The sequence below is a fragment of the Bradyrhizobium barranii subsp. barranii genome (assembly GCF_017565645.3).
Classification (GTDB): Bacteria; Pseudomonadota; Alphaproteobacteria; order Rhizobiales; family Xanthobacteraceae; genus Bradyrhizobium; species Bradyrhizobium barranii.
The window spans coordinates 4,092,522-4,117,165 of the sequence record NZ_CP086136.1; the positions used below are offsets into that span (position 1 = coordinate 4,092,522).

Below are 24,644 nucleotides of genomic sequence, written 5' to 3' on the forward strand. Positions count from 1 at the left end.
AGAGCCGGTTGGGAGGAATGTGACGAGACTGCTCGGGAAGCTGGGACTCGCCGCCGCCGCATGCCTGCTTTGGGCCAACTCCGCCGCGGCCGACACGACCGTCAAGTGGTTGCACATCGAAGCCAATCCGGCCCAGGTGAAGATCTGGGAGGAGGTTGCGCGCGCCTATGAGGCGTCGCATCCCGGCACCAAGATCGAGATGCAGTTCCTCGAGAACGAGGCCTACAAGGCCAAGCTGCCGACCATCCTGCAATCCAAGGACCGGCCGAACATCATCTACAGCTGGGCCGGCGGCGTCCTGAAGACGCAGATCGAGGCTGGCGTCCTCGACGACATCACCGATCAGGTGAAAGGGTACAGCGACAGCCTCACGCCGGCAGCGCTCGCCGCCTTCACGGCCAACGGCCGCGTTTATGGTCTTCCGACCGCGCTGTCGCAGGTTGGCTTCCTCTGCAACAAGGAGCTGATGGCCAAGGCAAAGGTCGATCCTGCAGGCATCAAGAGCTGGGACGATCTGCTTGCCGCGGTGAAAACGTTGAAAGCCGCCGGCGTGACCCCGATCGTGGTCGGTGGCGCCGACAAATGGCCGCTGCACTTCTATTGGACGCATCTTGCGGTGCGGGTCGGCGGCAAGCCGGCGTTCGATGCGGCGCTGCGCGGCGAGAACGGCGGCTTCGCCGGCGAAACCTTCCAGAAATCCGGCGAGCTGTTCAAGCAACTCGTCGATCTCCAGCCGTTCCAGAATGGCTTCCTCGGCTTCAAGAATCCGCAAGCCGTCGGCTATTTCGGCGATGGCAAGGCGGCGATGACGCTCGCCATCAGCACGGTCTATCATTTGCAGCGCGCGCTTGCCGCCGACAAGGTCGGATTGAGCGAAGACAAGATCTGCTGGTTCGACTTCCCGGTCGTGGCGGGCGGCAAGGGCGCGCCAACCGATACGCTCGGCGGCATCACCGGCTGGCTGATCACCAAGGGCTCGCCGAAGGAGGCCGTCGATTTCCTGAAATACTTCGTCTCCAGGGATGTGCAGACGCGGCTTGCAGCGGGCAATTTCATCATCCCGGTGGTGCAGGGCGCGGATGCCGGTCTCAACAACGCCTTCATGAAGCTGATCGCGGCCAATCTGGCGAAGTCGAACTACCACCAGAACTTCTATGACCAGAGCCTCGGCCCCTCGGTTGGCCGCGTCGTCAACGACGTCACCGCCGAGATCGCCGGCGGCAGCATGAGCCCGCAAGACGCGGCCAAGGCGATCGAGGCGGCGTGGAAGCAGGGCAACTGACGGTGGCACGCCGGGCCGCGAGCGTGTCGGCGATGGACGTTGCCGGTGAGCTCCCGCAGGTCGCCGAGCGCGGCCCGAGCTGGGACGGCAGGCTGACGGTCCTGATCCTGTTCCTGCCGCCGGCGCTGCTGTTGTTCACGCTGTTCGTGGTGCTGCCGATCGGCGAGGCGGCCTGGTACTCGGCCTTCAACTGGAACGGGTTCGGCAGGCCGACCAACTGGATCGGCTTCGACAATTACCGTTTCGTGTTGGAGACACGCGCCTTCTGGCTCGCGCTGCGCAACAACGGGCTGATCATCGCTGTTTCGCTCGCCATCCAGCTGCCGCTTGCGCTCACGCTGGCCTTGATGCTCGCCGAACGCTTCCGCGGGGCGGTGGCGCTACGCATGCTGTTCTTCATGCCTTATATCCTGGCCGAGATCGCGACCGGGCTGATCTTCAGCTTCGTTTACGACGGCGACTACGGCCTTGTCGCCTCGATCTGGCGCAGCTTCGGCGCCGAGCCCCCGCATCTGCTGGCCTCGACCGATACGGCAATGCTGGCCGTGCTGATCGTCGTCGTCTGGAAGTACTTCGGTTTTCACATGATGCTGTTCATCGCGGCGCTCCAGGGCCTCGACAAGAGCCTGATCGAGGCCGCGCGCATCGACGGCGCGACGCGTTCGCAAGCCCTGCGACACGTGGTCATCCCCTTGCTCTATCCGACGATTCGGCTCTCGGTGTTCTTCGCCATCGTCGGCTCGCTGCAGCTGTTCGACCTCGTCATGCCGCTGACGCGCGGGGGGCCTGCGGACTCCTCGAACACGCTGGTGAGCTTTCTCTACAACAACGGCATCTCCCGCATGCGGGTCGGATATGGCAGCGCCATCGGTGTCATTCTGTTCACGATCTGCGTGACCTTTGCCTTCACGTACAAGCGATGGTTCATGCGTGATGAGTAGCACCGAGACCAGTCGTACGCCGTTCGATCCTGCCGTGCTGTTCAAGGCGGTGTTCCTCGCCGTCGTTGCCGTCTTCGTGCTGGTGCCGCTGCTCGCGACCTTGCTCGGCGGCTTCAAATCGCTCGGCGAACTGCGCGTCAATCCGTTCGGCCTGCCACGTCGCTGGGAGTGGCAGAACTATGCCGACATCCTGTTCTCCTCGCGCTACTGGCAGCTCTTGCGCAACTCGCTGATCATCTCGACGCTCACGGTGACCCTGACCCTGATCGTCGCCTCGATGGCGGCGTTCACCTTCGCCCATGTCAGGTTCTACGGCTCATCGATGCTGCTGAGCTACCTGACGCTCGGCCTGCTGTTTCCGGCCGCGACCGCGGTGCTGCCGCTCTTCATCAAGGTGCGCGATCTCGGGCTGCTCGATACCTATTTTGGCGTGGCGCTGCCGCAGGTGGCCTTCAGCCTCGCGATGAGCGTGCTGCTGCTGCGGCGCTTCTTCAAGGACATTCCCTATGAACTGCTCGAGGCCGCGCTGGTCGACGGCTGCAGCTATATCAAATTCTTCCGCTATGTGACGCTGCCGTTGTCGCGACCGATCCTGGCGACCGTCGGGACCATCACTTTCGTCAATAGCTGGAACGCCTATCTGTTGCCGCTGGTGATGCTCAACACCGATGCGCTCTATCCCTGGCCGCTCGGCATCATGGTTTATCAGGGCGAGTATTCGTCCGAATGGCACCTGATCCTGGCCTTCATCACGCTGACCATCCTGCCCACCATCATTCTGTTTCTTCTGGCGCAGAAGCACATCGTCGCCGGCCTCACCGCAGGCGCGGTCAAGGGATGAACGATACCTTACGGAGATTACAATGAGAAAAGTCGGCATCGGAATCATCGGTTGCGGCAATATCAGCACCGCCTATCTGAAGGCGGCCCAGCGCTTTCCGGTCATGGAAATCAAGGCGCTGGCCGACATGCGCAGCGATGCGGCAGAGCGGCAGGGCGCCGCCTTCGGGCTGCCGGCGATGCGGGTCGACCAACTGCTCAAGCGAGAGGATGTCGAGATCGTCATCAATCTCACCGTGCCGCTCGCCCACGCCGACGTCAGCCTCGCGGTGCTGAACGCCGGCAAGCACGTTCATTCCGAGAAGCCGCTCGGCATCGACGTCGCAGAAGCCCGCAAGGTGATGGATCTCGCCGCGCAGAAGGGCCTTCGCGTCGGCTGCGCGCCCGATACGTTCCTTGGCGGTGGGCACCAGACCGCGCGCAAGCTGATCGACGATGGCGCGATAGGCACGCCGGTCGCGGGCAGCGTCTTCTTCGGCTGCCCTGGCCATGAGCGCTGGCACCCGTCGCCGGGCTTCTATTACCTTCGCGGCGGGGGGCCGATGCTCGACATGGGACCGTACTACATCACGGATCTCGTGCAGCTGCTTGGCCCGGTCGCGAGCGTGATGGGCTCGACCGCGCGTCCGAAATCCGAGCGGTTGGTCACCAGCCAGCCGATGAACGGTGCCTTGATCCCGGTCGAAGTTTCGACCCATGTCGCCGGCACGCTGGAATTCGAGAGCGGGGCGGTCGTCTCGATCGCGATGAGCTTCGATGTACCGAAGCACCGGCACGCGCCGATCGAGATCTATGGCGACAAGGGCAGCATGTTGGTGCCGGACCCGAACCGGTTTGGCGGCGAGGTGCAGGTCGCGAAGACTGGCGGTGAATGGGAGCCGGTGCCGCTGACCCACGGTCATGTCGATGGCGAGTTTCGTTCCATCGGGGTCGCCGACATGGCCTCCGCGATCCTGAACAACCGTCCGCATCGCGCCAGCGGCGCGCTCGCTTTCCATGTGCTCGAGGTGATGGAGGCGTTCCAGACCTCCGCCGACGAAGGACGCCGCGTCAAGATCGGCAGCTGTGTCGAGCGGCCGGCAATGCTGCCGGCCGGACGTGAAACCGGACAGATCGACTGAGGGAATGACCATGCGCAAGGCAATGATTGTATGGGGCGGCTGGCCGGGACACGATCCCGATCTCTGCGCCTCGATGATCCGCGGCTGGCTGAAGGCGGAAGGCTTTGAGGTTCGGGTCGAGACCACGACGGCGGCGTTCGCCGATCCCGCGATCCACGATCTGTCGCTGATCATCCCGATCTACACCATGTCGAAGATCGAGAAGGCGGAAGCGCTCAATCTCTGCGCGGCGGTGCGTGGCGGCGTCGGGCTGGCCGGCCATCATGGCGGAATGTGCGATGCGTTCCGCGAGTCCGTCGACTACCAGTTCCTGTGCGGCGGGCAGTGGGTCGCGCATCCCGGCAACATCATCGACTACAAGGTCGACTTGACGAAGCCGGATGACCCCATCATGAAGGGGCTGAAGAGTTTCGAGCATCGTTCCGAGCAGTACTACATGCATGTCGACCCCGCCAACGAGGTGCTGGCGACGACGACCTTCACCGGCGAGCACGCGCCCTGGATCGACGGCGTGGTGATGCCGGTGGTCTGGAAGAAGCGATACGGCGCGGGCAGGGTGTTCTACTCCTCGCTCGGCCACCGCGCTTACGAGCTCGACGTACCGGAGATCCGAACGTTGATGACTCGCGGCATGCTGTGGGCGGCGCGCGAATGACAGCTGGCGCGGCGCAGCCGGCGGTTCGCGCCACGCTGGAGGACGTCGCGCGTGCGGCGGGCGTTTCGCTCGCTACCGTCGACCGAGTCGTCAACCGGCGCGAGGGCGTGCGTGCCAAGACCGTCGCGCGTGTCGAAGCTGCGGTTGCAAAACTCGGCTATCGTGCCGACGTCGCGGCCGCGCGGCTCGCCCGCGGGCAGACGTTCCGCTTCGCCTTCGTGCTGCCGAGCGGCAGCAACAGCTTCATGACCAACCTGGCCGAGCAGGTCCAGCGCACCGCGGAGTGGCTCGCCGGCCACCGCGGCTTCATCGATATCCTCCATGTCGACGTGTTCGATCCGGATGTGCTCGCCGGTGCGCTGGAAAACCTGTCGCCGGCCTATCAGGGCGTCGCCGTCATCGCGCTGGACCATCCCAGGGTGCGCGCCGCGATCGACGAGCTCGCCGCGCGCGGGGTCGCCGTGGTGACCCTTGTGTCGGACGCGCCGAGTTCGCGGCGGCTGCATTATGTCGGTATCGACAACCCGGCCGCAGGGCGAACTGCGGCAACGCTGATGGGACGTTTCCTCGCCGGCCGCGAGGGGAAGGTTGCCGTGATCGCGGGATCGTTATCGCTGCGCGATCACACCGAGCGGCAGTTCGGCTTCCACCAGATCCTGTCCAGCGAGTATCCGAACCTGCTCGCGCTGCCGGTGATCGAAGGTCGCGACGACAGCGAGCGCACGCGGGAGCTCACGGCCGCGCTGCTGGCGCGCCACGTCGATCTCCGCGGCATCTACTGCTGCGGCGCCGGGAACCGCGGCATCGCCAATGCGCTGGAGACCTCGGGCCGCGCGCGTGAGGTGGTCTGGATCACGCACGAGCTGACCCAGTACACGCGGCGTTTCCTGGTCCGTGGCACGCTCGATGCCATCATCAACCAGGATCCCGGTCACGAGGCGCGATCTGCTGCGCGAGTTCTGCTCGCGCATTGTTCGGATGAGCCGATCAGCCCCGACCAGGAGCGCATCCGCATCGATATTTTTCTGCGCGACAATCTGCCGTGATTCGCGTTCGCAGGTGATACGCAGCTTGCTTCGATAGATGTCGCGAAGCGACGCAGCGGCCTCAACGGTGCTCAGAAGTTCGCTGCCATTGCTGCGATGTGCTGATGGGCTCTTTCGCGGGCGGCCTCGATGGGTTGTTGCGGTCCGGTGGTCGGCCCGATCGGCACGAAACGGACATTGCTGATACCGATAAAGCGCAAAATTTCCCGCAGGTAAGGCGTTGCCATGTCGATGCGTCCGCGGTTCATTCCGGTGGCGAAATCGCTGCCACTGGCGAGGATCACCGTGGTCGGCCGGTCCTTCAGCAGCGGGAGATATCCCAGGGAGGGATCGAAACGAAAGGTGAGCCCGGGCTGGACGATGACATCGAACCATTGCTTGAGCTTGTAGGGAATGCTGAAGTTCCACATTGGCGTCGAGATCAGCACACGATCGGCCAGTGAAAACCGCAGCGCCATCCGCTCCGCCTCGGCAAAGCTGTCCCGTTGTGCGTCGTTGAAGGGCTGCGCCTTCATGCGCGCATATTTGGCCTCGACGATGGGACCTGCGAATTCCGGCAGCCGCTCGCGCCAGAGATCCACGACGTCGATATCCCAGTCCGGACGGGCCTGCCGAAATCCGTCAAGAAAGACGCGCGCGCCGGCGCTCGACTCGGAGTCGGCGCGGGGCGAGCAGGAGAGGTGCAAAAGCTTTGCCACCACTCATCCCAGCGCTCTGATGACGGCGTCCGCCCGGGTGACGATTGCGACGTTCTGCATGGCAAAATTGATCGAGGCGGAGTGCCAGTCGGCATTCATGGTCGAGCAGCAGTCTTCCGGCACAATCATGAAATAGCCCTTGTCGGCGCCGGTGCGCGCGGTGTGCTCGACCGACATGTTGGTCCATGCGCCGGTATTGATGATCATGTCGCGCCCCGTGGCCTTGAGGATCGTCTCCAGCCGGGTGCCCTCCCAGGCGCTCATCCGCATCTTCTCGACGACGAAATCGCCGGGCCGCGGCTCGAGGCCGGAGACCGGGGCGGCGCCCCAGCTGCCGCGCACCATCGCCTTGCTGTCGACGAGACCCTCGAACAGCGGTGCGTTCAGCGTCACGCCGGGGGCGCCGGGCTCGACCACAAACCAGACGTGGATGATGGCGACGCCGCGCGCGCGAGCTGTCTCCGCCAAGCGCCGGACGTTCTCGACCACATGCTGTTGCTTCGCATGACCCGGTGCGCCTGACTCGGCGAACGCGCCGCCATCCATGATGACGTCGTTCTGAAGATCCTGGATGATCATGGCGCAGCGGCTCGGATCGAGCCGCATCTCGCCGTCGGCGAGGATGGGCGCCGCAGAGGCGGGGCCGGCACTTGCGCCGCCGCTGCCGCGTTTGCCGCTCATATAGGGCTCGTGGCGCGGCCCGGCCTTGGTCGGGATCGAATAGACCGAATGCGTCGACGTCAAATAGAGCGTGCGGAAATCCGGGCCACCCCAGGCAAGGTTGGCGACGAGCTCAGGCACGCGGACTTTCCCGAGCAGCTCGCCGCGCGGTGAATAGACCCAGACGCCGCCGGGCGCGGTGACCCAGACATTGCCATGCTGGTCGCACTTCATGCCGTCGGGCAGGCCCGGCTCCAGCTCGGAGCGGATGCCGCTCGCAAACACGCGCGCGTTCGACAGCGAGCCGTCGCCGTTGACGTCGAATACGCGGATCAGCGCCTGCACGGTGTCGTTGACATAGAGCAGTTTCTCGTCGGGCGAGAAGCACAGCCCGTTCGGCTGGTCGAACAAATTGCGGTCCACCACGAGCGTCGGCTCGCCGCCGGGCATGACGCGATAGACGCCCTGGAAGCCGAGTTGGCGCGGCCGCTCGACGCCATAGACCGGCATGCGGCCATACCAGGGATCGGAGAAATAGATGGCACCGGAGGAGTGCACGCAGACGTCGTTGGGGCTGTTGAGCTCCTGTCCCTGGAAGTGCGAGGCCAGCACCTCGTGCCGCCCGTCCGGTCGCTCACGGATCAGCGACGAGGTCGCGTGCTCGCAGACGATCAGATTGAGCTCGGCATCGTAGGTCATGCCGTTGCATTTGTTCGACGGGCGCTTGACCTCCGCGACGCCGCGCCGCGAATCCCAGCGTCGCCGCACGTCGCCCGGCATGTCCGAGAACAGGAGATAGTGATCGACCGGATGCCAGATCGGCCCCTCCGTGAAGTCAAAGCCCGTTCCGACCTGCGCGACCGGCGCATAGGGGTCGATCAGGCTCTCGAATTCGGAGCGCAAGGTGACGTGCGTCATCGGTCGATATCCTCAGGTCACGTCAGGCAGGGAACCAGTTGCGCGCAGGCAGCGACTGCACGATCGGGCCGGGGACCTGGTCGTGCAGCCGTCCGACGACCATGCCGCCCTCGATCTTGGCCGGCCTGTCGTGCACCGGCAGCAGATAGCGCGAATTGCTCAGGAGCTTCTTGATCGACGCCTTCTCGGCCCGCTTGCTGGTGCCGTGGTTTCCCGTCGTCCGCGGCTCCCAGTCGTGGATCTCGTTGAAGGGCGTGACGATCTGGTCGTTGAAGTCGTAGATCACGTCGCCGCAGATCGTCGCGATTCCGTCGGCTGTCTCGACGATGACGTTCATCGATCCCTCGGTATGTGCATTGGCCGCATCGCAATAGACGCCGGGCATCAGCTCGATAGGACCTGTGATCTCGAGGTCGAGGAAGCGCAGCGCACTCTTGGTGTGCAGTCGGTCGATGAGATGCTTGATGTCGGGCGCCGGATATTGCGGATGCATCAAGCCGGAGACGGAATATTCGAGTTCTTTCCGGTTGAGGACGACGGTCGTGTTCATCGGAAACAGATCGTCCTTGCCGGCGTGGTCGATGTGCAGATGGGTATGGCAGACGAAGCGGACGTCGCCCATGCGCACGCCGTGGCGGGCGAGCTGGTTCTCAATCATGTGCTCGTGGTATTGCAGGCCGCGCATCCCCAGCGTTTCCATGATCTGGTTGGAGCGGTAGCCGGTATCGACCACGACCGGATATTTGCCGCCGAGGATCAAAAAGCCGAGCGTGAGGACGCGGCGTGTGCGGCCGCAGTCGCGGCCGAGGACCAGAAAGCTCGATTCCAGCTCGATATCGCCATAGTCCAGGATCTTGATCTCCAGCGCCATTCGTTTCCCTCCCTGTTCTGTTCTTGTCTGTCAAAGCCGGTAGACGCGCGTCGCCGTCGTCCTGAAGATTGCGTCCTGCTGCTCGGTCGTCAGCCTCGCGGCTGCGGCACGAAAGGCGTCGACGAGCTCCGGATAGCTGGTCCACAATTTCTCGATCGGAAAATTGGAGCCGAACAGGCAGCGCTCCGCGCGGAAAATCGCGACGGTATCGGTGAGGACGGCCGCGATGTGCGCGGGATCGTTGCGATGGATGAAGGTGCCGAGCCCGGAGAGTTTTGAGACCACGTTCGGACAGGTTGCGAGCCGGGCCATCCCGGCGCGCCAGGCGGCCCGGCCCGCCGGCGAGAGGTCCTCCAGCATGCCGGCATGCTGGAGGATGAAGGTCACCCTGGGGCAGGACTCGGCGAGCAGCGCTGCATCCGGCATCTGCGGCGTGAAGACCTGGAGGTCAAAGCTCCAACCGTAATCGGCCAGGCGTGCGATGTTGCGGCGGACCATGGGATCGACGCAGAGATCGGGCTTGGCCGCGAAGCGATAGAGCGGATTGTCGTGCCAGTGCAGCTGCATGCGCACGCCGCGCACGAGCGGGTAGCGCTTCAGGCGATCGAGTTGCGGGCGCACGTCGTCGACGGCGAAATCGGCGTAGGCGACGATGGCATGCGGCCAGCCGTGCTCGTCGGCAGTCTGCTGGACCCAGGCTGCCTCGTCCTCGAAACGGTCGTTGGCCCAGTTGGTCTGGACATAGACCGAACGGGTGACGCCGGTGCCCTTGAGGTCGTCGAGATATTCCCGGATCGGATAATCGCGACGGATCGGCTCGTAGGGTCCAAAGATGCGCGGCTGCATCGGGCCGGTCAGCCAGGGCAGGTCGGCCTGCCGCCAGATGTGATGATGGCCGTCGACAATGTCGCTCACGCCGCTCTCCTCCGTCCCAACGTCAGAATGTGCGCGACAATCGACGCGCTTGAACCGCCATCCACGAGATCATCGACGAAGGGCTGGATGGCCACCAGCGCCTCGGTCTGTGGGCGGAAGTCCGGGCCCGTCGCGAGCGGCGTCAGCCAGCTCACGCGCCAGGCGCGCCGCGACAGCTTTGCGACCGCGTCGCGTAACGCATCGACTTCGCCGCGCTCCAGCCCGTCCGACACGACGACGACGGCCGCGCCTCGCGCGTAACCACCGAACCGCGGCACCGCGAGGAAGGCTTGCAGCGCGTCGCCGATGCGGGTGCCGCCATCCCAGTCGCTGACGAGGTGCGCCGCCGCGCTCAGCGCCTGCTCGCGCCGCTTGAGGCGCAACGGGCGGGTGACGCGGGTCAGCCGCGTGCCGAAGGTGAAGACCTCGACATTGGGCGCGGCCTGTACCAGCGCATGCGCGAGCTTCATGTTCTCCTCGGTGCGCGTCTTCATCGAGCCGGAGACGTCAATCAGCAGCAGGAGTTTTCGTCGGCGCGGGCGCCGCTTCAGGTGCCCGAGCCGCAGGATCTCGCCGTCGTTCCGGACACACTCGCGCAGGGTTCGGCGAAGGTCGGCAAACGGCCCGCGGCGGGCGCGCATGCGCCGGTGGCCGCGACGCTGCGGCAGGCGCCGGGAGGCCTCGCGGGCCAGGCGCCGGAGCGCGTCGGTGGTGGAGAGCTGGGCGAAGCGGCGCTCCACCAGCGCCTCGGCGCGCGTCGCGGCGAGGCCGGATTCGTTGGCGTCGTCGGAGAACAGGGGTTCCTGTTCGCCGCGGCCCTCTTCCTGGAGCCGGACAGTCTCGTCGTCGTCGCCGTCATCGACATGTTCGATGGCTTCGCTGCCGCGGAAGTGCAGGTCGAACAGCCGGTCGAAGGTCTTGCGGCGCTCGGGTGGCGGGGCGAGTGTGGCCAGCGCCGATTGCCAGATGTCGTTGAGGTCGCGCGGCCCGAGCAGCTCGATCGCGGCGAGATAGGAGGTGGTCTGCTCGGGCGCGACGGCAAAGCCGTTGGCGCGCAGCAGCGCGACGAAGGAGACGAAGATGCGGGCAGCGCGTGGAAGCTCAGGCTCGGTGCTCATGCGGTTGCCTCCGCGAGCATGACGTCGAGCCGGGGCGAGATGAAGTGCAGGTCTTCCTCGTCTTTCAGCGCCACGCCGATCGAGCATTTGAAGGCGTCGGGCCAGCGCGCACCGCCCTTGTGAAGGAGCGTCGCCGCTTCAGCCCAGTCGACGGCTTCCGCGATGCCTGGTGCCTTGCTGAGCGGCTCGCGGCGCAATTTGCCGACGGCCGCGACGACGGCCCGCGCTGTCGCCTCGGCGACGCTGGAGGCCCGCAGCATCACGATACGCGCCTCCCGCTCTTCAGTGGGATAGTCGATCCAGTGATAGACACAGCGGCGGCGCAGGGCTTCGTGTAGGTCGCGCGTCCGGTTAGATGTCAGCACGACGACAGGACGTTCGGCCGCGCGCACCGTGCCGCGTTCCGGGATCGAGATCTGGAAGTCCGAGAGAAATTCGAGCAGGAACGCCTCAAACTCCTGGTCGGCGCGGTCGATCTCGTCGATCAGCAGCACGGTGGAGTCGGGTGCGCGAAGCGTCGCCAGCATCGGCCGCTCAATCAGAAACGTCTCGCCATAGATGTCGATGCTCTCGTCGCCAGCCTGGCGGATCGCGAGCATCTGGCGTGGATAGTTCCACTCGTAGAGCGCGGCCGAGGCGTCGATGCCCTCGTAGCATTGCAGGCGGATGAGGCGGCGGCCGAGGACGGCGGCGATGGCTTTCGCGGCCTCGGTCTTGCCGACGCCGGGGGCGCCTTCGAGCAGGAGCGGCTTGCCGAGGGCAAGGCCGAGATAGGCCGCGGTCGCGAGCCCTTCATCGGCGAGGTAATAGGCTGCCCGAAGCGCCTTCTCCAGCGCTTCGGGGCTGTCGATGCCAACGATGTTGCTGCGGACTGCCATGGCCAGTCTCAGCGTCGCGCCTGTGGCCGCGCGCCGCCCTGGGTCTTGATCGCGCGCAGCACCTTTTCCGGCGTAATCGGCAGATCGTCGATGCGCACGCCGACGGCGTTGAAAATCGCATTCGCGACAGCCGGCAGCACGGGATTGGCGCACATTTCGCCCGGTCCTTTGGCGCCGAACGGTCCATCTGGCGCGGGGCGCTCCAGCACGGCGATATCGTGCGGGCAAATGTCACCCGGGCCGGGCATCAGATATTCGACGAAGTCGCGGGGGCCGTGAACAGGGTCGGGATAGTGAGGCTCCGTGGTCTCGTACAGCGCGTGGCTGATGCCCATCCAGGCGCCGCCCACGAGCTGCTGCTCGACCAGGCGCGGATTGAGCGCGCGGCCGAGCTCGTAGGCAGAGTCCATCCGGACCATCGCGACTTCACCGGTCTCGTCGTCGACCTCGACCTCCGCCACGAGACAGGCATGGGCGTAGCAGGTCGCCGGCGACATCTCGCCGGTTTCGGGGTCGACGTTGGACAGAGGCACGAGGAATATGCCACGGCCGGAGATGGTCTTGGCCTGCTTGAACTGGGCGGCGATGGCGACGTCCTTGGTCGAGATCGAGCGATGCGGCGCACCCTTGACGTGGATGTTGCCACGTCCGTCGGTTTCGAGATCGGCGGCGTTGACCTCGAGCTCCTCGGCAGCCGCCTCCATCATCACGCCGCGTGCCTCGCGCGCCGCGGCCATCACCGCATTGCCGACGCGATGGGTGCCGCGCGAGGCGAAGGAGCCCATGCAATGCGGACCGGTGTCGGAATCCGCGGTATCGACATAGACGTCCTCGACGGGAACGCCCAGCGTCTCCGCGCAGATCTGCCGCGTCACCGACTTCATGCCCTGGCCGAGGTCGATCGACGACAGCGCCACCGTGAACTTGCCGCTCGGGTTGGAATGAACCAACGCCTGGCTGGGATCGCCGCCGAGATTCATGCCGATGGGATAGTTGATCGACGCCATGCCGCGTCCGCGATGCAGGGTCATCAGCGCCTCCTGGTGCCGAACACGGAGGAGAAGCGGGGCGCGCCATGCGAGGGCGCGGCCGGCCGCGGTGGAGGTGGCGACGGCGCAGGGGGCGGCGGCTCACGCGGTGGTTCGCGGGTGACGGTGGGCGGGAGCCGGTCATAGCTGGTGCGCTGCTGGACTGGTGCGGCCGGCCGGCTGCGCGAATCCGTCGGTGTCGGCGGGATCACGGCGCGGCTGCCGCCGCCGTCCTTGCGCGACGACGCTCGCTTGAACTCCTCGCGGATCGGCCATTTCGCCTTCTCGGCGGCGACCTGGACGCATTCGATCAGCGCGGTGTTCTTGGCTTCGCGCCGATGGGCCTTCATGTCGCCGTCGCGATAGGCATTGAGGATCCGGAACTCCATCGGGTCCATGCCGACGAGGTTCGCCAGCTTGTCCATCTGGCACTCGATCGCAAAATCCATCGCGGTGACGCCGAAACCGCGCATCGCGGTCGCGGGCGTCCGGTTGGTGAAGACGCAATAGACGTCGCCATAGACGTTCGGGATGGTATAGGGCCCGGGCAAATGCGCGGCGCATTTCACGGCGGCGTAGCTGGACAGCCGCGTATAGGCGCCGCTGTCGAAATAGGCGCGGATCTTGCGCGCAACGATGCGGCCGTCGCGCATCACGCCGTCCTTGATGTAGATGCGCTCGGCGCCGCGAGGCGGGCCGTATTGCATCTCCTCCTCGCGCCCGAACACGTAGCGGACGGGACGCCCGGTCAGCATCGCACCCAGGATCGCGAGCGGCTCGGTCAGCGTATCCACCTTGCCGCCAAAGCCGCCGCCGACGGTGCCGCCGATGAAGTGGAAGGTGTTGGATGGCAGGTCCAGGATCTTGGCGCAGGTGTCGACCGAGAAGAACAATGCTTGCGTCGAGGTGTAGACGACGTAGCGGCCGTTGGTGTCGGGCGCGGCGATCGCGCCATTGGTTTCGGTTGGCGCGTGCTCGATCGGCGACATCTGGTAGCGCTGTTCGAGCACGTGGTCGGCGGTCGCGAGCGCGGCGTCGGCATCGCCGAAGCGCAGCTTCTGGTGATCATGGACGTCGTAATAGATGAAGGCGTTCTTCGGATAGGTCTCGTTGACGACGGGCGCCCCGGACTTGAGCGCGTCTTCGACGTCGAGCACGACGGGCAGCGGCTCGTAGTCGATCCGCACCTTTGCGATTGCCTCGAACGCCTCGCGCTCGCTGTCCGCGACGATAGCCACGACCGGTTCGCCCTTGTAGCGGACCTTGTCCGCCGCCAGCGTAGGCTCGTCGTCCTTGCCGAAGTTGATGAGGCTGAGAAGCGTGTTGAGATTGCGCGGCACGTCGGCGCCGCGGATGATCCGGCGTACGCCGGGCGAGCGTTCGGCTTCCGTGGTGTCGATATGGCGCAACCGCGCGTGCGCCTGCGTCGAGCGGACCACTTTCAGATGCAGCATGCCCTGAAGCTTGTGGTCGTTGAAATAGCTCGACGTGCCCGTGACATGGCCGAGCATGTCCTGGCGCTGCGTGCCCTTGCCGATCTCATTGAGATTGTCGTCGCGCTCGTCGGCGAAAATGTCCTTGCGCAGTTCCAGCATGACAAGATCCTTTAGGCACTGGCCCGGCCGCCCGAAGCGGCGAGGATGGCATCGATGATGGGTTCGTACCCGGTGCAGCGGCAGATGTTGCCGGAGATCGCCTCGACGACCTCGGCGCGGCTAGGCTGCGGATTGCGATCGAGCAGCGCCTTTGCGGCCATCAGCATGCCCGGCGTGCAATAGCCGCATTGAGCGGCAAAATTGTCGGCGAAGGCACGCTGGAGCGGATGCAGGTTCGGGCCCTGCTTGAGGCCGTCGAGCGTCTCGACCGATCGGCCGGCAACGATTTCCGCCAGCGTCAGGCATGACAGGTGCAGCTCGCCGTCGATCAGCACACTGCAGGTGCCACAGCCGCCCTGGCCGCAGCCGAATTTCGGCGTCATATCGCCGATCAGTTCGCGCAGAGCGACCAGCAGATTGGTGCCGCCATCGACGAAGATCGCGACGTCGCGGCCGTTATGACGAAATTGCAGGGCGGTCTTGGCCATGACGAGCTATTCCTGACCCGAGAGGAGACGGCGCAGATGTACGCCGGCGATCTCGCGGCGATACCAGGCGCTGCCGAGCGCGTTGTCGAAGGGGGAGGTGCCCTCGGTGACGGCGGACGCCGCGGCAGCGATGGTCGCGGCATCCAGCGAACGTCCCTCGAGCACACGCTCGGCGGCGCGTGCCCGAATCTGGGTCGGCGCCATCGAGCCCAGCGCGATCCGTGCCCCGGCGATCCGTCCGCCGCTGATCGGCAGATGGGCTGCGAGCGTAATGACGGAGCCGCCCTTTGGCTTGATACGGGCGACCTTGTGATAGCGGAAGGCGTCCGCGCTCGCCGGCCGTGCGCAGGACACCGAGAGCACCAGCGTGCCGGCCTGCCGCTCGCGCGACTGCAAGAACTCTTCGATGGCGATGTCGCGTGTGCCAAAGCCGCCCTGCACGGCGACGGTGGCATCGAGCGCAAGCAGCGCCACCGTGAAGTCGCCATAGGGACTTGGCGCGAACAGGTTGCCCCCGACCGTGCCCATGTTGCGCACCGCAGGTCCGCCGATCGAGCGGGCAGGGGCATGCAGGAAGCCGAGGTCGCGCTCGGCGAGGATTTTTGCGAAGGTGATGCCGGCCCCAAGCGTCACGCGCGGGCCCGACGCGTCGATCCGGGTCAGGGCCTGGTCGCTGGCGCGGATGACGGTCGAGACAGAGACGTCACCCTCATTCAGCGCCCGCATCACCAGCGTGCCGCCGCCGAGATAGCGTGCGCCGCGATCTGCCGACAGCGCGCCGGCCGCTTCGCTGGTGCTGGCAAAAGTCTTCACTGTCACGGCCATTGCTATGCCGCCTCCTTCAGGTGCCGGCGGATCGCCTCGAAGCCGGCTTGATAGATGTCTTCTGCGACCATGTGGATGATGCGATCGCGGTCCTCCGGCCTGGTGCTGAAGCGCGACTCCCAGTGCCAGAAGGTGCGGTCGCCGTCGGTCACCGGCAGCAGGCGGACATGCGCCACGTAGTTGAACATCGGCACCGGCGTATCGAGCAGGCAATAGCTGAAGGTCTGCTCGAGATCGGACAGCGCCAGCAATTGCTCGCGCAGCTCAGATCCATCCTGCAGCTTGAAGCGCCTGACACAGCCGATCTTGTCAGGGGAGTGCGCGCGCTCGATCGTGGAGCTCGCGACCGCCGGATGCCAGCGATCGTGTCCGTTGAAATCGCGCAGCACGTTCCACACCGCATCGGTGGACGCATCCAGGATCGTGCTCTTGACGATATGCGGCACGGAGCTCACCCTCCGAACTGGCGCTTGAGGGCGTCGAAGCCGCCCTGGAACACGCCGCCGCCGATATTGCCGACGAGCTCCGCTTCCCGTTCGGGTGCGCAGTCGAACTCGGCGGTCCACTCCATGAAGGTCTGGTCGCCGTCGGTGACCGGCGTTAGCCGCAACGTCGCGACGTAATTCTCGACGCCCATGGGGGATTCCAGGATCGAATAGGTGCAGAACATGTCGTAGTCGGAAAGGCCGAGCAGCTTTTCGCGGATGCGGTCGCCGTTGCGCAGGCGAAAATCCCTGACACAGCCGATCTTGTCCGAGGGCTCGCCGCCCTCGATCCGGCTTTCCGCGATCGCGGGATGCCAGTTCGGCATGCCGTTGAAGTCGCGCACCCGCGCCCAGACGCGATCGTTGCGCGCACTGACGACGGTTGAGACATAGACGCGGGCCATGATGCGACCTCAGCTCTTCTTCCGGGGGCTGCGCTCCGCGGACGGTTCGCCCTCGGTGGAAGGCGAGGGAGCTGCAGCCGGCTTCTCGCCGCCTCCGCCTCCACCGCCGCCCTTGCGGGCGGCCTCCTTGATGCCTTGCATGTCGCGGGCCTCGCGGATCAGGCCCGGCATCTTGGCGAGGCTGCCGCCCTCGACGCCGATATCCGCCAGAAGCGAATCGATGAGCGGCGCCTGGACGCGGTAGCGCAGCGCCGAGTCGATCACCTCGTCGGTGGCGCTGCGGCCGCCATTGCCACCATGGCCGTTGCCGTTGAGGCCGTCGACCTGGAGGATGCGGATGCCCTCGATCTTCTCCATTGGCTTGACGCTCTCGCGCACGATGCCTTCGATGCGGTCGAGCAGCTTTCTGCGGAACAGCGAGTAGCGAGCCTGGTCGGTCAGCACGTTCTCGGCCTCGTTGAGCAGCCGCTGCGCCTCGGCCTCGACGGCCGCGCGCACGCGTTCGGCTTCGGCGGCAATTCGGGTCTCCTCGGCCTGCTTCTCGGCGATCACGATTTCCACGCTCTTGCGACGCCTGGCGATCTCGTTTTCACGTGCGGTGATGACGCGCTCGGTGGCCTCCGTCGCATGTATCCGCGCTTCCTCGGCCGAGGCCCTGGCGGCGGATTCTTCCAGCGACTTCAGGTGGATCGCGATCGCCTTCTCCATCAGAACGGTCTCGACCTCCTTCTCGCGATTGACTTCGAGCTTCCGCAGCTCGCGCTCACGGCCGATGCGGGCTTCATCCAGGCCGCGATCGGAGGCAATGCGGGCGCGCTCGACCTCCTCGCGCGCGGCAATCTCGGCTTCCTGGAGCGACTGGACGCGGGCGACCTCGAGTTGCTCGATCGAGCGGCGGCGTTCGATCCGCGCCGCCTCCAGCGCCTGCTCGCGCGAGACGTCGGTGGTCTCGACGTCTTTGCGTGCGACGATCTCGGCCTGCTTGACCTGGCGGTCGGCGTCGATGCGTTCGGAGCGCTTGGTGGAGAGCGCGATGACGCGGTCCTCGTCCGCGATCTCGATCGCCTTCTTTTGCTCGATATTGAGCACTTCGCGCTTCTTGGACGAATTGATCCGCTCGGACTCCAGCGCGAGATCGACGCCGATGCGCTGGCGCTCGATCACGTCGCGCCGCTTGAGGTCAGCCGCCTCGACTGCGGCGGTTCGCTCGATCTCCAGCGCCTTGGTCTCCCTGTCGGCCTGGATCCGCTCGGCCGCGATCGCCTTCTCCTGCGCGATGCGCGCGGCCTCGATCGCTTCGCGGGAGGCGATATCGGCTTCCTCGACGGCGCGGTTGCGGGCGATCTCGAGCGAACGAACTCGTTCTTCCTGGGCGATGCGGGAGGCTTCGGTGGCTTCGCGCGCGCTGATTCCCGCGACGTCGAGTGCCTGGTTCCGCTCGATCTCCAATTGCCGCGTATTCTGCTCAGCGGCGATGCGCTCGGCGGCAAGCGTCCGCTCGCGGGCGATGCGCGCGGCCTCGACCGCGCGCTGGGCCTCGATCTCGGCTTCCTGGATCGTGCGCACCTGCTGGATCTCAAGCGCGCGGGTGCGCTCGTCTGACGCGATGCGCTCGACATTGACAATCAGGGTCTGGGCGATGCGGGCCTTTTCGGTCGCTTCGCGGGCGGCGATCTCGGCTTCGTCGACGGCGCGGGTCCGCTCGATCTCGCGGCGCCGTGTCTCTTCTTCATTGGCAATACGGGCGTCGGTCACCACCCGGTCCTGCTGGATGCGCGCTTTCTCGATCGCCTCGCGGGCGGCGATCTCGGCTTCCTCGATAGTACGCATCCGCTCGATTTCGCGCTGGCGCACCTCGCGCTCGGAGGCGATGCGGCTGGTGTCGATCGAGCGCTGGTTAGCGATCCGGGTCTTCTCGATCTCCTCGCGGGCGAACAGTTCCTTCTCTTCGATGGTGCGGGTGCGCTCGATCTCCCGTTGGCGCGTCTCGCGCTCCGAGGCGATGCGGGCTTCCGCGATCGCCTGGTCGTTGGCGATGCGTGCCTTCTCGATGGTCTCCCGCGCGGAAATCTGCGCCTGCTCGGCCTCGGTCTCGCGCAAGGCCCGCTCACGCGCGACCTCGGTGCGTTGCAGGGCGCGGCGCATCTCGATGTCACGCTCCTGCTCGAGGCGCGCCGTCTCGCTTTCGCGCTCGATCTCGAGGGCCTGTCGCTCGGCCTCCAGATTGCGGGAGCGGATCTTGATCATCGAATCCTGCTCGATGTCGTTGCGCAGCTTGCGCTTGGCCTCGATGTCCTCCATCAGGCGTGTCAGACCTTCGGCGTCGAAGCGGTTCGAGGGATTGAAGAATTCGAGATCGGTCTGGTCGAGATCGGTGATCGCAACGGATTCCAGCTCGAGTCCGTTCTGAGCGAGGGCCTCAGCCGCGTTCGCCTTGACGCGGGCCACATACTCGCCGCGCTGCTCGTGCATCTGCTCCAGGGTCATCTCCGAGGCAATCGAACGGATCGCGGAGATGAATTTGCCGGCGAGGAGGGCGTGGAGCTTCTCGGGCTCCATGGTGCGGCGGCCGAGCGTGGCGGCGGCGATGGACACGGCTTCGCGGGTCGCCTGAACGCGGACATAGAAGTCAGCCTCGATGTCGACGCGCATGCGGTCACGGGTGATCACGGCGTCCTGCCGGGAGCGCACGATGCCCATCGGCTGCACGTTCATGTTGACCGGCGTGTAATCGTGGATGAAGGGCAGCACGAAGGCGCCGCCGTTGATCACGACGCGCTCGCCAAGCAGGCCGGTCCGGACGAATGAGGTCTCCTTGGAGGAGCGATGGTAGAGCCAGTTCACGATGTAGACGCCGACCACGATCACCACGATGGCGACGATCAGCCAGAGGATCAATTCACCGACCAGAGTCCCTGACATATTTCCCTCCCTCGACCTTCCGGCGTTATCGCGCGCCGATCGCCTTGAATTTGCGTACCTGATCCGTCAGCGCCCGCTCGACCGGCAGCCGCTCCATCGAGGAGGCGCCGTAAAAGCCGTGGCAGTAGCGGGTGTTCTTCATGATGAAATCGGCGTCGTCCGGATCGGCGATCGGTCCGCCGTGGGCGAGCACCAGAATGTCCGGATTGACGCTGAGCGCGGCGGAGGCCCAGGTATCGATGCGCGCCGGGCAATCCTTGAGCTTGGGCGCGGTCTGCGCGCCGATGGTGCCCCCGGTCGTGAGGCCGAGGTGACAGACGATGATATCCGCGCCCGCGATCGCCATCGCGGCGGCTTCCTTCTCGGTAAAGACGTAGGGCGTCGTCAGCAGGTCCTTCTCGCGCGCCTTGGCGATCATGTCGATCTCGAGCGCGTAGGACATGCCGGTCTCTTCGAGATTGGCGCGGAACACGCCGTCGATCAGGCCGACGGTCGGAAAGTTCTGCACGCCGGCGAAACCGAGGGCCTTCAGCTGGTCCAGGAAAACGTCCATGTCGCGGAACGGATCCGTGCCATTGACGCCAGCGAGCACTGGCGTTTTGGTCACGACGGGCAGCACTTCGCCGGCCATCTCCAGCACGATGGCGTTGGCGTCGCCATAAGCCATCAATCCTGCGAGCGAGCCGCGGCCGGCCATGCGATAGCGGCCGGAATTGTAGATGACGATGAGATCGACGCCACCGGCTTCCTCGCACTTGGCCGACAGGCCGGTGCCGGCGCCGCCGCCGATGATGGGCTCGCCGCGCTTTGCCATGTCGCGGAAGCGTTTCAACAGTTCTGCGCGTTCAAACCGGGCCATCGGTCACCTCGCTAGTCTCCGGCGCGCCCCGGTGCGGCCGAACGAGGTCCGGAACGCGCTGACAATGATGGAGGCGAACTCGGGATCGTTGATGTTCTTGGGGACGCGGATGAGCTGACGGTTGGCGGTCTGCCGCACGTTCCGCTCCAGCGCACGGAACAGCGCCGCATCGGCATCGGGATCCCAGAACGGCTGTCCTCGTGTATCGAGCGCGGAGACGCCGCCCTCGGGCAGGAAGAAGCGCACCGGGCCGTCCATCTGGTTGAGCCGATCGGCGATCCAGCGGCCCATGCGTTCGTTTTCCTCGGCCGTGGTCCGCATCAGGGTGACCTGGGGGTTGTGGACGTGGAATTTGCGGCCGCGGTAGCGCTCGGGAATGGTGTCCGGGGCGCCGAAATTCACCATGTCGAGCGCGCCCACCGAGCCGACGTAAGGCAGGCGGCCGCGGATGATCGCACCAAAGCGGTCGTCGGTTGCCGGGAACACGCCACCCATCAGGAGATCGCAGATTTCCGTGGTGGTGAGATCGATGACGCCGGCGATCTGCCCGGAATCGACGAGCTTCTCCATTGAGCGGCCGCCAACGCCGGTGGCGTGGAACACGAGGCACTCAAAATCCTCGCGCAGGTCGGCCGCGATCTTCTGGACCGCCGGCGTGGTGACGCCGAACATGGTGATGCCGACCGACGGCAATCCGCCATCGCCGAGATCCTTCCGCGCGTGCTGATCGAGGCGCGCCCTGACCATGCCGGCCAGCGCATTGGCGCCATTGGCGAGCACGGCACGCGAGATCGAGTTGAGGCCCTGCACGTCGGTGACCGAATGCATCATGGTGATGTCGGCGGGGCCGACATAGGGTCCGACGTCGCCGGAGGCGACGGAGGAGATGATCAGCTTGGGCACCCCGACGGGGAGGGTCCGCATCCCCGGCGCGACCAGTGACGCTGCGCCCGAGCCGCCCGCCGAAATCACGCCGGCAATATTGCTCTGGCGTCGCAGCCAGCTGGCGAAGGCATCGGCCATCGCGGTGACGGCAGCGCCGCGGTCGGGTCCGAACACCGCCGATCCGCCGCGCCCATGGTTCAAGGCAATCTCCTGGGCAGAGACGTCGCTGGTTGCGTGCCGGCCGCTGGTGGAGACATCGACCAGTCGCGTGCGCAGGCCGCTCCCGGCGATGATGTCGCGGATGAAGCGAAGCTCCGTGCCCTTGGTGTCGAGCGTGCCGACGACGAGCACGACCGGGGGGCCCTGCGTTTGCGCCGCGACCGGCTCGCGCCGGCGCCGGGCGGTCTCGTCGAGACGCGCCACCTGGGTCGAGAGCGTGCGGGCGGCGGCCTCGATGCGGGCGATCGGGACCGGCTGCGACCATCGGGTGGGGGGCGTCGGGTTGGAGATGTAGACGCGGATCGGGCCGCCTGGACGGGACGGCTGCGGTGCGGCCTTCGCCCCGGTGCCTGCAGCCGGCACGTCGACGGCGGGCTCGAGCTCGGCGTGGAGGCCGACGCCGAGCAGGCGCTGCTGCAACTCCCGGTCCGCGGCAAGGCGCGCGGAATCGATGATGCGGTTGATGCGGCCGTTGACCATGATCGCGACGTTGCGCGAGACGGCCGTGGCCACACCGATGTTCTGCTCGATCACGAGCACGGACATGTCGCCGTCCTCGCCAAGCCGTACCAGCATCTCCTCGACCTGGGCGACGATGACGGGCGCAAGCCCCTCGGTCGGCTCGTCCATGATCAGGAGCTGCGGATTGGTGAGCAGCGCGCGGGAGATCGCCAGCATCTGCTGCTCGCCGCCGGAGAGCTGGCCGCCGCCATGGTCCTTGCGCTCGGCCAATCGCGGAAAGGTCTCGTAGATGCGCTCGACCGTCCAAGCCCCGCGCCGCAGGCCCGCGGCAAGCTGCAGATGCTCGTCGACGCTGAGCGAGCGCCACAGCCGCCGGCCCTGCGGCACGTAGCCGACGCCAAGCCGAGCTATGTGGGCGGGCGGCCGCCGGGTGACGTCGTCGCCGCGGACGCGGATCGAGCCGCCGCTGACCGGCACCAGCCCCATGATCGCCTTGCACAGCGTGGTCTTGCCCATGCCGTTGCGACCGACCACCGAGAATACGCCGGCTTCGAGCGTCAGGTCCACGCCTTGCAGCGCATGCGAATGCCCGTAGTAGACGTCGAGGCCGCGGACTTCGAGGGCGGCGGCGGAGCGGCGGACCTCATTCATGGCCGCCTCCGAGGTAAAGCTCCTGCACCTCTGGATCGGACTCGATCTCCTGCGGCAGGCCTTCCTTGAAGATGCGCCCGTTGTGCATCATCGTGACGCTCTCGACGACGCGTAGCGCCACGTCCATGTCGTGCTCGATGATGATGTAGCCGATATGCGCCGGCAGCGAGGTCAGGATCTCGACCAGCTCGGCACGCTCGGTCGGAGACAGGCCCGCGGCCGGCTCGTCGAACAACACGAAGCGCGGCGCGCCGGCGAGCGCCAGTGCGATCTCGAGCTGACGCTGCTGGCCATGCGCAAGCTCCGCGACGCGCTGGTCCTTCACGCCTGTGAGATGGACGGCCTGCACGAGATTATCGGCCGCGCTCATCAGCGCGTCGTTCTGTCCGGGGCGCAGGAACGAGAAGGGTCCGCGCGAGACGCCGCGGCAGGCGAGGTAGACGTTGTCCTGGACGGTGAGACCGGGAAAGAGCGCTGAGATCTGGTAGGTCCGGCGCAGGCCGCGGCGGATGCGCTCGTAGGGCGGGAAGTGGGTGACGTCCTCGCCGAAGAACCGGATGGTGCCGGAGGAGGGCGGGAAATCGCCGGTGATGCAGTTGAACAGGGTGGTTTTTCCGGCACCGTTCGAGCCGAGCACCGCGCGCCGCTCGCCGGGGCGCACGGTAATGGTGACGTCGGTGAGCGCGGCCAGCGCGCCGAACAGGCGCGTCACGCCGCGAAGCTCCAGCGCCGCGCCGGCGCCGACGGCTGAGAGGCGTTGCGCGACGCTATCCATGACCGGATCCTTGACCAGATCCTCGGCCGTGACGTTCGCTTGAACGGGCCGCGCCGGATCGCTGGCGCTGTCGCCAGCTCTGCCAGAGCCCGATCACGCCGTCCGAGGACCAGAAGACGATGACGAGGAAACCGAGGCCGATCAGCAGCCGGAAGCGGTTGCCGTCGAGCCCGAGCTTGACCAGGAAGTCGAGCGCGAAGGTGCGTAGCAGCACGAAGATCAGCGCGCCGATGAAGGGGCCGATGGGACGCGTGATGCCGCCGACGACGGCGATGATGAGGATATCGATGCAGGCGCCGACGCTCACGGATCCCGGCGAGATCTGCCCGTAGTTCCAGACCTGGAGAACGCCGGCCAGCGCCGCGACAAAGGACGCGAAGGCGTAGGCGGCGACGCGGTGCGCATTGACGTTAAAGCCGAGCGCCGCCATGCGGCGGGGATTGTCGCGCACACCTTGCAGCGCCAGGCCGAATGGTGCGCGGGAGATGTATTCAACGGCGAAGTAGCACAGCGCAGCAACCGCGAGCACGATATAATAGAAAGGAATGTCGGCGCGCCAGTTGACGCCCCAGAAATGCGGCGTGGCGACGGTGTTGATGCCGGTATGGCCGTTGAAGATCGCCCAGTTCTGGTTGGTGAAATAATAGAAAGCCGCGCCGATCGCGAGCGTGATCATGATGGTGTAGATGCCCTCGGTGCGCACGGCCAGCGCGCCGCCAAGCGTGCCGAACAGGGTCGCGAGCGCGAGCGCCATCGGGACCGCGAGCCACCACGGCCAACCTAGGCTGATATTGGCGTTGCCGCTGACGCCGAACACCGCGACCATATAGGCGGAGAAGCCTGCGATGGTGAGCTGCATCAGGCTGACCATGCCGCCGTAGCCGGCGAGGAACATCAGGCTCAGCGCCATGATGCCGAGGATCAGCGTGGTCGCAAAGATCTCGATCAGGAAGAAGCCGTTGGCTATCAGCGGCATGATCAGGAGAATGGCCGCGACAATCCAGGCTGCGGGATTGTTGATCTCCGGCCATCCGCGCAAGGTGGGGCGCTGCGCGGCTGCGGCGGGACGAACGGTGACGCGGGCGTCGTGGGCGAGCGACATC

23 protein-coding genes are annotated in these 24,644 nt (G+C 66.0%); 6 read left to right on the top strand and 17 right to left on the bottom strand.

Going from position 1 to position 24,644, the window contains the following annotated elements:
• Positions 1-19 precede the first annotated feature (19 nt).
• From J4G43_RS19275 to J4G43_RS19300, 6 genes are read left to right on the top strand one after another with little or no spacing between them, the layout of a single operon-like run.
• The gene (locus tag J4G43_RS19275; RefSeq protein ID WP_208085957.1) at positions 20-1,282 is read left to right on the top strand and encodes an extracellular solute-binding protein; all 1,263 of its coding nucleotides are present in this window, start codon (positions 20-22) and stop codon (positions 1,280-1,282) included.
• 2 nt (positions 1,283-1,284) lie between these two features.
• Positions 1,285-2,223: a carbohydrate ABC transporter permease gene (locus tag J4G43_RS19280; protein WP_135215391.1), complete on the top strand. Its 939-nt coding sequence runs from the start codon at positions 1,285-1,287 to the stop codon at positions 2,221-2,223.
• Positions 2,216-3,064, top strand: coding sequence for a carbohydrate ABC transporter permease (locus tag J4G43_RS19285; RefSeq protein ID WP_208085958.1), 849 nt, complete (start codon positions 2,216-2,218; stop codon positions 3,062-3,064). Before J4G43_RS19280 ends, J4G43_RS19285 begins: the two co-directional genes overlap by 8 nt.
• A 22-nt stretch (positions 3,065-3,086) precedes the next feature.
• Positions 3,087-4,184, top strand: a complete 1,098-nt coding sequence (locus J4G43_RS19290; RefSeq protein WP_208085959.1) for a Gfo/Idh/MocA family protein — start codon at positions 3,087-3,089, stop codon at positions 4,182-4,184.
• A gap of 10 nt (positions 4,185-4,194) precedes the next feature.
• Positions 4,195-4,839 carry a ThuA domain-containing protein gene (locus J4G43_RS19295; protein WP_014496439.1) on the top strand — a complete coding sequence of 215 codons (645 nt, stop codon included), beginning with the start codon at positions 4,195-4,197 and terminating at the stop codon, positions 4,837-4,839.
• Entirely contained in the window at positions 4,836-5,885 is a 1,050-nt protein-coding gene (locus J4G43_RS19300; protein WP_208085960.1) for a LacI family DNA-binding transcriptional regulator, read from the top strand. Before J4G43_RS19295 ends, J4G43_RS19300 begins: the two co-directional genes overlap by 4 nt.
• Before the next feature lie 71 nt (positions 5,886-5,956).
• Here the strand turns inward: J4G43_RS19300 and J4G43_RS19305 are convergent, their stop codons facing one another.
• Genes J4G43_RS19305 through J4G43_RS19385 form a run of 17 tightly spaced genes read right to left on the bottom strand, consistent with a single transcriptional unit; the run spans position 5,957 to position 24,643 of the window.
• Complete coding sequence (locus J4G43_RS19305; protein ID WP_208085961.1) at positions 5,957-6,583, bottom strand: FMN-dependent NADH-azoreductase; 627 nt, start codon at positions 6,581-6,583, stop codon at positions 5,957-5,959.
• Positions 6,584-6,586: 3 nt separating this feature from the next.
• The gene (locus tag J4G43_RS19310) at positions 6,587-8,161 is read right to left on the bottom strand and encodes an isochorismatase family protein (RefSeq protein WP_208085962.1); all 1,575 of its coding nucleotides are present in this window, start codon (positions 8,159-8,161) and stop codon (positions 6,587-6,589) included.
• Positions 8,162-8,183: 22 nt separating this feature from the next.
• On the bottom strand, positions 8,184-9,032 hold the full coding sequence (locus tag J4G43_RS19315; RefSeq protein WP_028147221.1) for an N-acyl homoserine lactonase family protein: 849 nt from the start codon (positions 9,030-9,032) through the stop codon (positions 8,184-8,186).
• Positions 9,033-9,062: 30 nt separating this feature from the next.
• Positions 9,063-9,947 carry an amidohydrolase family protein gene (locus J4G43_RS19320; RefSeq protein WP_208085963.1) on the bottom strand — a complete coding sequence of 295 codons (885 nt, stop codon included), beginning with the start codon at positions 9,945-9,947 and terminating at the stop codon, positions 9,063-9,065.
• Positions 9,944-11,065 carry a vWA domain-containing protein gene (locus J4G43_RS19325; protein ID WP_208085964.1) on the bottom strand — a complete coding sequence of 374 codons (1,122 nt, stop codon included), beginning with the start codon at positions 11,063-11,065 and terminating at the stop codon, positions 9,944-9,946. Before J4G43_RS19325 ends, J4G43_RS19320 begins: the two co-directional genes overlap by 4 nt.
• The gene (locus J4G43_RS19330; protein ID WP_208085965.1) at positions 11,062-11,943 is read right to left on the bottom strand and encodes an AAA family ATPase; all 882 of its coding nucleotides are present in this window, start codon (positions 11,941-11,943) and stop codon (positions 11,062-11,064) included. Before J4G43_RS19330 ends, J4G43_RS19325 begins: the two co-directional genes overlap by 4 nt.
• Positions 11,944-11,951: 8 nt before the next feature.
• Positions 11,952-12,974, bottom strand: a complete 1,023-nt coding sequence (locus J4G43_RS19335; protein ID WP_208085966.1) for a xanthine dehydrogenase family protein molybdopterin-binding subunit — start codon at positions 12,972-12,974, stop codon at positions 11,952-11,954.
• Positions 12,974-14,566 carry a xanthine dehydrogenase family protein molybdopterin-binding subunit gene (locus tag J4G43_RS19340; RefSeq protein ID WP_208085967.1) on the bottom strand — a complete coding sequence of 531 codons (1,593 nt, stop codon included), beginning with the start codon at positions 14,564-14,566 and terminating at the stop codon, positions 12,974-12,976. The genes J4G43_RS19335 and J4G43_RS19340 overlap by 1 nt, the downstream gene beginning before the upstream one ends.
• A gap of 11 nt (positions 14,567-14,577) precedes the next feature.
• Positions 14,578-15,054: a (2Fe-2S)-binding protein gene (locus J4G43_RS19345; protein ID WP_208085968.1), complete on the bottom strand. Its 477-nt coding sequence runs from the start codon at positions 15,052-15,054 to the stop codon at positions 14,578-14,580.
• 6 nt (positions 15,055-15,060) lie between these two features.
• Positions 15,061-15,879, bottom strand: a complete 819-nt coding sequence (locus tag J4G43_RS19350; protein ID WP_085400985.1) for an FAD binding domain-containing protein — start codon at positions 15,877-15,879, stop codon at positions 15,061-15,063.
• Between the two features lie 2 nt (positions 15,880-15,881).
• The gene (locus tag J4G43_RS19355) at positions 15,882-16,325 is read right to left on the bottom strand and encodes an SRPBCC family protein (protein ID WP_135215379.1); all 444 of its coding nucleotides are present in this window, start codon (positions 16,323-16,325) and stop codon (positions 15,882-15,884) included.
• Positions 16,326-16,330: 5 nt separating this feature from the next.
• Positions 16,331-16,768: an SRPBCC family protein gene (locus J4G43_RS19360; RefSeq protein WP_208085969.1), complete on the bottom strand. Its 438-nt coding sequence runs from the start codon at positions 16,766-16,768 to the stop codon at positions 16,331-16,333.
• Positions 16,769-16,777: 9 nt separating this feature from the next.
• Positions 16,778-19,690 (bottom strand): flotillin family protein, encoded by a 2,913-nt coding sequence (locus J4G43_RS19365; RefSeq protein WP_208085970.1) that lies wholly within the window; start codon positions 19,688-19,690, stop codon positions 16,778-16,780.
• Positions 19,691-19,715: 25 nt separating this feature from the next.
• A complete protein-coding gene (locus J4G43_RS19370) occupies positions 19,716-20,549 on the bottom strand; it encodes a phosphoenolpyruvate hydrolase family protein (protein ID WP_063984343.1) in 834 nt (277 codons plus the stop codon).
• A gap of 3 nt (positions 20,550-20,552) precedes the next feature.
• Complete coding sequence (locus J4G43_RS19375; protein ID WP_208085971.1) at positions 20,553-22,766, bottom strand: ABC transporter permease; 2,214 nt, start codon at positions 22,764-22,766, stop codon at positions 20,553-20,555.
• Positions 22,759-23,541: an ABC transporter ATP-binding protein gene (locus J4G43_RS19380; protein ID WP_208085972.1), complete on the bottom strand. Its 783-nt coding sequence runs from the start codon at positions 23,539-23,541 to the stop codon at positions 22,759-22,761. The genes J4G43_RS19375 and J4G43_RS19380 overlap by 8 nt, the downstream gene beginning before the upstream one ends.
• Entirely contained in the window at positions 23,534-24,643 is a 1,110-nt protein-coding gene (locus J4G43_RS19385) for a branched-chain amino acid ABC transporter permease (RefSeq protein ID WP_208085973.1), read from the bottom strand. The genes J4G43_RS19380 and J4G43_RS19385 overlap by 8 nt, the downstream gene beginning before the upstream one ends.
• Position 24,644: the final 1 nt, after the last annotated feature.

Coding starts and splice junctions, on each gene's coding strand:
- J4G43_RS19285 (WP_208085958.1), top strand. CDS start 2,216: ATGAGTAGCACCGAGACCAGTCGTACGCCGTTCGATCCTGCCGTGCTG.
- J4G43_RS19290 (WP_208085959.1), top strand. CDS start 3,087: ATGAGAAAAGTCGGCATCGGAATCATCGGTTGCGGCAATATCAGCACC.
- J4G43_RS19295 (WP_014496439.1), top strand. CDS start 4,195: ATGCGCAAGGCAATGATTGTATGGGGCGGCTGGCCGGGACACGATCCC.
- J4G43_RS19300 (WP_208085960.1), top strand. CDS start 4,836: ATGACAGCTGGCGCGGCGCAGCCGGCGGTTCGCGCCACGCTGGAGGAC.
- J4G43_RS19310 (WP_208085962.1), bottom strand. CDS start 8,161: ATGACGCACGTCACCTTGCGCTCCGAATTCGAGAGCCTGATCGACCCC.
- J4G43_RS19315 (WP_028147221.1), bottom strand. CDS start 9,032: ATGGCGCTGGAGATCAAGATCCTGGACTATGGCGATATCGAGCTGGAA.
- J4G43_RS19325 (WP_208085964.1), bottom strand. CDS start 11,065: ATGAGCACCGAGCCTGAGCTTCCACGCGCTGCCCGCATCTTCGTCTCC.
- J4G43_RS19330 (WP_208085965.1), bottom strand. CDS start 11,943: ATGGCAGTCCGCAGCAACATCGTTGGCATCGACAGCCCCGAAGCGCTG.
- J4G43_RS19335 (WP_208085966.1), bottom strand. CDS start 12,974: ATGACCCTGCATCGCGGACGCGGCATGGCGTCGATCAACTATCCCATC.
- J4G43_RS19340 (WP_208085967.1), bottom strand. CDS start 14,566: ATGCTGGAACTGCGCAAGGACATTTTCGCCGACGAGCGCGACGACAAT.
- J4G43_RS19345 (WP_208085968.1), bottom strand. CDS start 15,054: ATGGCCAAGACCGCCCTGCAATTTCGTCATAACGGCCGCGACGTCGCG.
- J4G43_RS19350 (WP_085400985.1), bottom strand. CDS start 15,879: ATGGCCGTGACAGTGAAGACTTTTGCCAGCACCAGCGAAGCGGCCGGC.
- J4G43_RS19360 (WP_208085969.1), bottom strand. CDS start 16,768: ATGGCCCGCGTCTATGTCTCAACCGTCGTCAGTGCGCGCAACGATCGC.
- J4G43_RS19365 (WP_208085970.1), bottom strand. CDS start 19,690: ATGTCAGGGACTCTGGTCGGTGAATTGATCCTCTGGCTGATCGTCGCC.
- J4G43_RS19370 (WP_063984343.1), bottom strand. CDS start 20,549: ATGGCCCGGTTTGAACGCGCAGAACTGTTGAAACGCTTCCGCGACATG.
- J4G43_RS19375 (WP_208085971.1), bottom strand. CDS start 22,766: ATGAATGAGGTCCGCCGCTCCGCCGCCGCCCTCGAAGTCCGCGGCCTC.
- J4G43_RS19380 (WP_208085972.1), bottom strand. CDS start 23,541: ATGGATAGCGTCGCGCAACGCCTCTCAGCCGTCGGCGCCGGCGCGGCG.
- J4G43_RS19385 (WP_208085973.1), bottom strand. CDS start 24,643: ATGTCGCTCGCCCACGACGCCCGCGTCACCGTTCGTCCCGCCGCAGCC.